Source organism: Elusimicrobiota bacterium, assembly GCA_018816525.1.
Lineage (GTDB): Bacteria > Elusimicrobiota > Endomicrobiia > CG1-02-37-114 > XYA2-FULL-39-19 > OXYB2-FULL-48-7.
The window spans coordinates 42366-51391 of record JAHIVV010000026.1 but is presented as its reverse complement, the minus strand read 5'-3'; the positions used below and the strand labels follow the sequence as shown (position 1 = coordinate 51391).

General features: G+C 40.1%; 7 protein-coding genes. All 7 read left to right on the top strand.

The genetic code is table 11. The features are described 5' to 3' along the window. The first annotated feature begins 209 nt into the window (after nucleotides 1-209). The 7 genes from KKH91_03275 (at nucleotide 210) to KKH91_03245 (ending at nucleotide 9019) form a co-directional block, all read left to right on the top strand. Entirely contained in the window at nucleotides 210-527 is a 318-nt protein-coding gene (locus tag KKH91_03275) for a DUF134 domain-containing protein (protein MBU0951835.1), read from the top strand. Nucleotides 528-547: 20 nt separating this feature from the next. Then, nucleotides 548-913 carry a NifB/NifX family molybdenum-iron cluster-binding protein gene (locus tag KKH91_03270; protein MBU0951834.1) on the top strand — a complete coding sequence of 122 codons (366 nt, stop codon included), beginning with the start codon at nucleotides 548-550 and terminating at the stop codon, nucleotides 911-913. Between the two features lie 107 nt (nucleotides 914-1020). Next, entirely contained in the window at nucleotides 1021-1377 is a 357-nt protein-coding gene (locus tag KKH91_03265; GenBank protein MBU0951833.1) for a TSUP family transporter, read from the top strand. An 87-nt stretch (nucleotides 1378-1464) separates the two neighbouring features. After that, nucleotides 1465-3834 carry an extracellular solute-binding protein gene (locus KKH91_03260; GenBank protein ID MBU0951832.1) on the top strand — a complete coding sequence of 790 codons (2370 nt, stop codon included), beginning with the start codon at nucleotides 1465-1467 and terminating at the stop codon, nucleotides 3832-3834. A 12-nt stretch (nucleotides 3835-3846) separates the two neighbouring features. Next, nucleotides 3847-5712, top strand: a complete 1866-nt coding sequence (locus KKH91_03255; GenBank protein MBU0951831.1) for an ABC transporter permease subunit — start codon at nucleotides 3847-3849, stop codon at nucleotides 5710-5712. A 123-nt stretch (nucleotides 5713-5835) separates the two neighbouring features. Beyond that, complete coding sequence (locus KKH91_03250; GenBank protein MBU0951830.1) at nucleotides 5836-7881, top strand: hypothetical protein; 2046 nt, start codon at nucleotides 5836-5838, stop codon at nucleotides 7879-7881. Further along, nucleotides 7865-9019 carry a tagaturonate epimerase family protein gene (locus tag KKH91_03245; protein MBU0951829.1) on the top strand — a complete coding sequence of 385 codons (1155 nt, stop codon included), beginning with the start codon at nucleotides 7865-7867 and terminating at the stop codon, nucleotides 9017-9019. The genes KKH91_03250 and KKH91_03245 overlap by 17 nt, the downstream gene beginning before the upstream one ends. Nucleotides 9020-9026 lie beyond the last annotated feature (7 nt).

Here is a 9026-nt window from a genome sequence, read left to right as displayed (position 1 = left end):
GATACTTTGTTTCGACCGTTGGAATCAATGAACGCGTGATAAAAGACTATATAGAGCAACAAGGCAAAGAAGATATTGGACAAGCGAAGCTTGAGTTAGGAATTTAAATGCCCCGAGCGTAAGCTCGTGGGATATTTACTCCACCTCTCTTGACATTATCGTTGCTATTTTATATTATTAGCATATGCCAATAATAAAAAGGAAAATATATGTCCCGGCCATGTAAATGCAGGCGTGTTTGCGGCAATCCACAGGCAGATTATTTTAAGCCGAGAGGCATTCCTCTTTCGGTTTTAGATGAAATAGTTTTAACCATTGATGAGTTTGAAGCCATAAGATTGGCTGACCTTGAAGGACTCTATCAGGAAGAAGCTGCGAAAAAGATGAGGATATCAAGACAAACCTTTGGAAACATTATTATGTTGGCTCATAAAAAAATAGCTGATGCGATAGTAAATGCTAAAGCGCTAAGAATTGAAGGAGGCGCAGTAAAAATGATGCGGAAGTATCGGATGTGCGGCAAATAAAACCTAGGGAGGATAATTGTATGAGAATATGTATACCTACAGAAACGAAAGAAGGTAAAAACGCGCAGGTTTACGGGCATTTCGGCAGTGCACCATTTTTTACAGTTTATGATATCGAGAAAGATACGGTTGAAATAATTGATAATTCAAATCAGCATCATTCTCATGGTATGTGTCAGCCGATGGGTTTATTAACAGGGAAGAAGATAGATGCGGTAGCCTGCGGCGGAATGGGAGGCAGAGCAGTTCAAAAACTAAATGAAGGCGGAATTAAAGCCTATAGGGCTGTTGCCGGGACAGTAGACAGCATTGCCAGCCAGTTTACTAAAGGAAAGCTCGAGGAAATAACGATAGAAAATGCCTGCGCGCAGCACAGTTGCCATTAAACGCAGGGTAAAAATAGAGAACGATAGTCGTTCGAGAAGTAGACATAGTAGCACCCTCTAACCATTTTGGGATGAGTAAAATCTATTGATAGGGAGGCAATGACAAAATGATAGTGATATTGTATATATTGCTTGGACTGTTTGCAGGCGCAATTAGCGGTATGATAGGAATCGGCGGAGGCGTTATAATTATACCCGCATTGATCTATGGATTTGGATTCAGTCAGCTATCGGCGCAAGGTACAACGCTCGCATTAATGATTCCCCCGATAGGATTACTTGCTGCTTGGACATATTACAAAGGGGGATACGTAAACCTTACTGCCGCAGCATTAATATGCGCAGGTTTCTTTATTGGAGGATTTGTCGGTAGTAAACTTGCCGTATTTCTTCCACCTCTTTTTATCAAAAAAATTTTCGGATCAACACTCCTTGCGATTGCGCTCTATATGATTTTTGGATAACCCCTTCTATTTTGGGTAACGTAAATCGCGATGCGATCACTTGACATTTTGCAAATTATTTATTAAATTAAAGAACACTTTATAAATATGAGAAAAAAATTCGCCTTACTCGCCCTCTTTTTATTTTGCACAGCTTCCCAAAGCTTCCCTAAAGACAATAAGGTTACCCTGCATCTCTGGCAGCTGCCAAACCGGTGGGGCAGGAATATTACCGAAAAAGTTAATTACGTCCTAATTGAACGTTTTAAACAACTCCATCCTGATATTTTGCTCACCGGCACAAAACTACTTGTAATTCCCGGAAGCGATAGTTTTGACGCAGGACAGCTTCTCGCCATGGCGGGCGGCAATGCTCCTGATGTTATGTATATAAATTTCCGCAAATCAGAATCGTTTATTACCCAAGGTTTTCTCTATCCTTTGGATAATTATATAAAGGAATGGGAAAAGAAAGATAATATAAAAATTGAAAATGTAATTCATCCTGCAATTTTACCGGTAGTAAAAAGATACGGGCATTATTGGTGCATACCTTATGAAACCGAAGTTATGGTACTGATGTACAGAAAAGATCATTTCAAGGAAGCCGGAATTGAAGGGCCCCCGAAGGATTGGGATGAACTCTACGAAGATGCAAAGAAATTGTATATTCCGGAAAAGAGGCGCACCGGGTTAGGTTTATCCGGCGGTAGTATCGCTGCCTGGCAGTTTATGACATTTTTATGGTCCGCAGGCGGGGAAGCTGTTATTCAGGATGAGAAAGGCGACTGGCATGCGGTATTTAACAGCCCGGAAGCTGTAACAGCACTGAAATATTACCAGAAACTTATTGCCGGAAAATGGACCAGAGGCGGCAAAGAATACAGGGGAGTATGCAACTTCGGCTCTACTATGTATGCTGATTGGATAGACGAACGTGTAAGCATGATTTTCAATTATCTTACTGAAACCGTTATATCAACGGTTGATCCTGAATTAATAGGTATAGCTCCGGTTCCCAAGGGCCCGATAGGAAAAGGTATAAGCGAAATCAATGCATCAATGCTTGGCATAAACGCAACCATTAAAGATAAGGCAACCCGGGATGCAGCCTGGGAATATGTAAAATATATGGCAAGCGACGAAGCAAAAAAAATAAAGGTTAAGGTATTGGTAGAAAACGGCTACGCCAAAATGCTGAACCCGAAATATTTAAGAAAATTCGGTTTTGAACGCTACCTTTGGCAGATACCTCCCGGATGGGAAGAGGCGCTTGATGAGTCGCTGGCAAACGGCAAGCCCGAGCCCTATGGTAAAAACTGCGACTTGATTTATTCCTATATGGGCCCGGCTGTAGAATCGTCAGTCATGAGCGAGAAAGCGGATATAAAAGGTTTGCTGGATGAAGCCGTAAAAATTACTGAAGAGAAGATGCTGGGGTATCTGTCCAAGGAAGAAACACACAAAAGAAGCGTAGTAACCTGGATAATAGTAGTAATTGCAGGAGTTCTGCTAACTTTTTTTCTAAGCAGAATAATCGGTAATTTTACTAAAGTCGCAGGAAACAAGGGAGAGGCTGCTGTGCATAAAAAAACCCTTGCGTATTATTCTCTTCCGATACTCATGCTGGCTCCTGCGGTATCATTGATACTTATCTGGGCCTATTATCCGCTTCTCAGGGGAATACTGATGGGTTTTCAGGATTATAACCTTGTGCTTCCCAGCAAATTTATAGGTTTGGAAAATTTTCGTAATGTAATTTTTACGCGTTTGTTCTGGGAATCTACCTTGCATACTTTCGAGTATTCATTCTGGTATATCGGCCTGGGATTCATCATACCGATAATATTCGCCATTATGGTAGATGAGATAAAAATAGGCAAAGTGTTTTTTAGGACGGTGTTTTATCTGCCTGCTGTAATAACTGGCCTGATGGTAATGGTATTATGGAAGCAGTTGTATGATCCTACTGAAGCGGGGTTGTTAAATAGAGTTTTACTTTCATGTCAAATAGTCAAGGAACCCATGAGGTGGCTTGATGATCCAAATATAGCCATGATATGCGTAGTGTTTCCTTCAGTTTGGGCGCGTGTCGGCGCGGCCAGTTTGATTTTCCAGGCGGCATTAAAAACAATCCCCACGGACATGTACGAAGCCGCTGAGCTTGACGGCTGTGGTGTTATACACAAATTAAGGTACATAACTATTCCGTTTTTAGCACCATTGATAATAATAAGTTTTGTCGGAACCTTTATCGGCTCCATGCATGCGTTCGCGCAGGTAATGGCCATGACGGGAGGCGGCCCGGCTAATGTGACTAAAGTATTAGGTTTAAACATTTGGGAAAATGCATATATGTATCTTAAATTCGGCTATGCGACCAGCATGGCCTGGATAATGGGCTCGTTATTAATCGGTTTCACATATTTCCAACTTCGTGTTTTGAAAAACGCAGAATTCAGAAGAGGCGGAGATTAAAAGGGTAAAAAAATGTCTTTATACACCAGCGTAGCAAAAAACAGCGTTGAAAGAAAAGTTGTGCTTGCCGTAATATACACTCTCCTTATATTGGGATCAATCTCAATGATTTATCCTTTATTGCTGGTTGTTTCCTGGTCTATTTCAAGCCCTGTTGATGTGGAAGATCTTACTGTTTTACCCAAATATTTGTATCAGGACAAAGCTTTATACCAGAAATACGTTTGTTCTAAATATTGGGAAACCATGGATAACTATAATGATGTTATGCGGACTGAATATATAAAATTCAAGGATATCCAGCCGGTTACAGCCCCCATTAAATCGGATGCCGTATTCAAGGACTGGCAGGAATTTAAAAAAACGCTGCCGACGGAATATTTGCTTCTGGGCCATTCTTATGCAAAAAACGGTTTAACGCCCGCAGTCAATTTTTCCTATATTGGTTTTCTCAAGAAAAAATACAAATCTTTAAACAGTTACAATTTGCTGTTAAATGAAAAATTCCCCGGTTGGATGGACGCCGCAAATATTGCGCCGGAACGGTGGTTCATTAGAGAATATTTCCCGATTGAAGATATCAGGTACAGGGATTACTGTGATTTCAAAAAGGAGCTCCCTGATCAATATTTCCAGGTCATTGCGATGGAAGGCAAGTTTCAGAGGTTTTTGAGGGTCAGGTACGGCAAAATTGACAAGCTGAATAATGAGTGGGGCACAAAGTATAAATCATTTTTAGAGTTAACTTTAAATCAAACGCTGCCTTCCAATCCCAAAGAAGCTAAGTATTGGAAGGATTTTGTCGAAAAGGTTATCCCCATCTGGTATATTTCCTTTATATCTGATGTTAATTCGTCGTATAGGAATTTTGTAAAATCAAAATATGGAAATGATCTCAAGATTTTGAACCAGGATTATGGGACTAATTACAAAAGTTATGCGGATGTTGTTTTACCGGAGAAAATTCCCTATCACGGGCTGAGGCTTATTCATTACATTGAATTTATTGAAAAGGTTGTTCCGATAAGCAACATCAGGCTGACTTCAGGTGAATTTAAATACAAGGAATTCCTTAAAAATAAGTATCACTCTATAGAAAGTTTAAACGCGGCTTATCAAATGCAGTATAACAGTTTTTCGCAGATTACACCCTTTTTGCCGCAGTTTGATTGGAAAGAAGTTCAGGAAAACAAATTTAAGATCAGATGGACCATGGTTACCAAAAACTACCGTGAAGTTTTCGGCCTGGTTTTGATTCACGGAAGGGCCTTGACCAATACCATATTCGTATGCGTGTGTTTTATTCTGCTTTCCATAACGGTTAATCCGCTGGCGGCCTACGCGCTTTCAAGATTTAAATTAAAAAGTAGTTACACTATACTGCTTTTAATGCTCGTAACTATGGCTTTTCCGGCTGAAGTTACCGATATTCCCGGATTTTTATTGACTAAACAGTTAGGATTACTGAATACTTACATAGCGATATTGCTGCCGGGCGCTGCCGCCGGTTATTCCATATTCCTGCTTAAAGGGTTTTTTGACAGTTTGCCCATGGATTTTTATGACAGCGCCGTAATCGAAGGAGCAAGTGAGTTATGGATTTTCAGGAAAATCACGTTCCCATTGTGCAAACCTATATTGGCAGTAACTGTGCTTAGCGCTTTTACGGCAATGTACGGTTCCTGGACTTGGGCGCTTGTTGTCTGCCAGGATCCGAATATGTGGACCTTGATGGTGTGGCTGTTTGAATTACAGAGCTGGGCGCCGCGTTTTGTTGTAAGCGCAGCGCTTATTATTTCTGCCGTTCCGCCTTTAATTTTGTTTATATTTATGCAAAAGGTGATATTAAGAGGCATAATAATACCGGTATTTAAATAGACGGAAAAATCCGAATTTAAATATTTTTTAAAAAAACAATAAAATAGTAAAATTTAGGCTGTTTTAAAATTTAAGGAAACCCCAACCAAACAAGATTTTCCTATCAAAAAAAGGAGCAAAAAAATGGATAGTAAAGTTGAAAAGATTATCAAACAGGCAAAAGGCGATTTAATGTCGCAAGCGCAGGCATTTGACAATATTACCTGCTTTACAAATCCCAAGAATTTTTCCGCAAATATAAAAGAACTGCAGGACGGTTTTTCAAAAACAATTAATAACTGCTCAACTGAAGAGAAAGAAAAGATTTTTAATCTTCTTATCTGGGTAACTATAGCTTTAAACGGATCCTGTGAATTAAAACTAAACCTTCAGAACGTAAAAAGGCATAAAAAAAACATAGTCAGCGATAAAACACTAAAAAAGGAAGTAAAAAACCTTGCATCCTTTCTTGAAAAATTCGAATCAGAAAATAAAGAAATCATGTCAGGGTTGCTCAATAAAGAAAAAACACGCCTTTCAAAAATCATGACCACGGCTGGAAAAGGCCTTATGGCTGAGAAATCCAAAGAAATCGGCACGGATTCAGTAAAAAGCTGGATAACTTTCTGGGCTGATTTCGGTAAAAAATCAAATTTAAGAAAAATAAAAGAGAAAACGGATATCATAATCGGTGTAGATTATGGTTTAGGTATCATGGAAGCAAGAGTTCTCTGGGGCGCAAACCTTGTAATGATGAACCCCACGTTGGCCCGCCTGGCGCTGGCCGAAGATGACGAACTTCAGGCGATGAAAAGAAAATTCGCCCTTGCTAACAAAGGGAAACTCTCAAGAGAAGAACTTGTACGCGGAGCTACAAAAATTGCCGGCTACAAGGCAAGATTGTCCGAGAGGGCAGTATTTCTTCTTACAGAAAAAGGAAAAATCAGTTTTCAGGTAAATCCCAGGACTTATAACCAGCCTGAAAAGCTTAAAAGCGATATATTAACACTCCACAAAGAATTTAACCAGGAATGCATGAATTATGATTCAGGGCTTTTTCTTGAAGAGACAATGACGCCTGACGAAATCAAAGCGCGCAAAGGCCAGTCGCATGTTTTCTATAAAGTTGATGGCTCCAGTAAAGGGGTATACGGCGATATAGATAAACTTCTTGTGGAACAGGTAAAGAAAGGCAACTTCAATCTTGCCGAAGGCGATTCGGGAAGCGCGATGGAACAGGTAATTGCAGAAGGTGCAAATTGCAACGTAACCGTAGCCGGTTTTGTAACCGACGGTTTATGGTCATTTTTCTGCCAAACCCGCGGGCACGCAAAAGCAAGAAAGAAACATTTTCTTATAACCCATTCAATAATCACAAAAATGGGCGGGCGTGTTGAAGCCGCATTAAGATGGTACGCTATACAGAAACTTGTCAATGCGTTTAAGAAACAAAACAACCAATTAAAAGCCGATGAAGCAGGTATGATAGATAATAAGAAAAACGGCACACTGGATGCCCCTGAAGTAAGGTTATTAGCAAAGGAAGCAGGATTTATATTACCTGAAGAAATAAAACCTTCAGAATACTATAAATACCAGGGTAAGCTTTTTCCACAGGACCTGGCAATTTGCACGATAGCTGAAGCCATTTCAAAACGTTCGCATAAAATCATGACAGGCTTGAAAAAATCGCCGGTTCTGAAAAAACAGGGCCTGGAAGCATGGGAAACCGGAGATTTGCAGGCATCCATGAGGCCTCCATACGGAGAAAGATTCCCGCACGTTGAACAATTACTGGGAATGTTTTCACAGGGGCATTTTCCTGACTGCGCTTTACAGATAGAAAACTGGAAAACCTTTAAAGCAAATCAAAAAAACATTGAAAAGCCCGTAAGCAAAAACATGATTGCCCAGCTTTACAGTTCCGTGATTGCCCAAGAGTTCGCGCAATCTTATGAAGTTGATGAAGCGCTTAAAGAAGTGCTTTCTTACTTTAAGCTCTACAAAAAAGAATATGGTACAAAAGGCATTACAACCGACCAGCTTGCATCCCACGCATTTGCGCAGCAAACCTTATTCGCAAAAGTTGTAGACAAATTTCCTACAACAGAACAGGAAAAGGATGCAGTCAGAACCGGGTTTATCGGTGATTTTAACCTATTAGGAGAAGAACTTGAACAGCAGCAATAATCCTATTACTCATGAAAAAGCAGTAAAACTGCGTAAAAAATACCCGCACACAAATCCCAGTGTTATAAGAAACGGTTTTGTGTTCGGAGTCGGCTACAGATGCGCTTACGGCCTGGGCAATGTAATTCAAGCCAAAGTAGCCAAAGAGCTGGGAATTCAGGTTGTTCTTGCGCAACAGTCAGCAAGGGAACTTGAAAGGACCGGCAGGACTTACGAAAACGTGATTGACCTTGGCGCCTACTCATCCCAGGAGGCAAATCTTACGATCCCCTGGTCAGCTGATGGAGACCACCTGAAAACCGAGGAACATATTAAAGCCGCAGTTGCAGGCGGATGCACACATTTCACTTATGATGTTTCAAATGAGCTTAAAAAGAGCATAAAAGAAGCGGTAGAACAATTAACAAAACTTATAAACCTGACTGCTGAATTGAAGAAAGGAAAGGATTTCACAGTTGAAGTTTCGTTTGACGAGACTGAATATACGACAAAATTCGACGAAGTCATATTCGCCCTGGAAGAATTGAAAAAAAGAAAAATAAAAGTTGATGAACTTGCCCCCAGATTCCCGGGATTTTTTGAGAAAGCCATAGACTATTATCTGGAAAAAAGGGATGACAAAAACACAGTCGAATTTGAGAGATACCTGATTGAAATACTCAAAATTCTCAACAAATACGGGGTAAGGCTTTGCGTTCATTCAGGCAGCGACAAATTTTCCATATACCCAATTCTTGCAAAACACACAAAGAATAATTACCATTTGAAATCAGCGGGTACTTATTACCTGGAAGAGTTGAGAATAGTCGCAAAACATAACCCGGACCTTTTTAAAGAAATTTACGCAATATCGATGAAACAATTTGAAAAAGACCGCGCCAGTTATGAATTATCCACGAATACTAAAAATATCCCTGAAATATCAAAGCTCAAAGGCGAGGATATTTTTGCTTTATTGGACACCAAAACAGGCAATGGCGACTTGCGTCAGTTGCTTCACGTAACTTACGGCTCCATACTGACTGTAGATAGATTTTTTAACGGATGTTTCGAAGCCCTTAAAAACCATTCTGACGAGCATTATGAAGTGTTTAAAAAACATATTAAATTGCACGTGGATCCATGTTTTGTCCTTTAAAGGGTAA

What these genes read in the sequence shown, in the direction of transcription:
- KKH91_03250 (MBU0951830.1), top strand. Translation starts at nt 5,836, where the DNA reads ATGGATAGTAAAGTTGAAAAGATTATCAAACAGGCAAAAGGCGATTTA.
- KKH91_03260 (MBU0951832.1), top strand. Translation starts at nt 1,465, where the DNA reads ATGAGAAAAAAATTCGCCTTACTCGCCCTCTTTTTATTTTGCACAGCT.
- KKH91_03275 (MBU0951835.1), top strand. Translation starts at nt 210, where the DNA reads ATGTCCCGGCCATGTAAATGCAGGCGTGTTTGCGGCAATCCACAGGCA.
- KKH91_03265 (MBU0951833.1), top strand. Translation starts at nt 1,021, where the DNA reads ATGATAGTGATATTGTATATATTGCTTGGACTGTTTGCAGGCGCAATT.
- KKH91_03255 (MBU0951831.1), top strand. Translation starts at nt 3,847, where the DNA reads ATGTCTTTATACACCAGCGTAGCAAAAAACAGCGTTGAAAGAAAAGTT.
- KKH91_03270 (MBU0951834.1), top strand. Translation starts at nt 548, where the DNA reads ATGAGAATATGTATACCTACAGAAACGAAAGAAGGTAAAAACGCGCAG.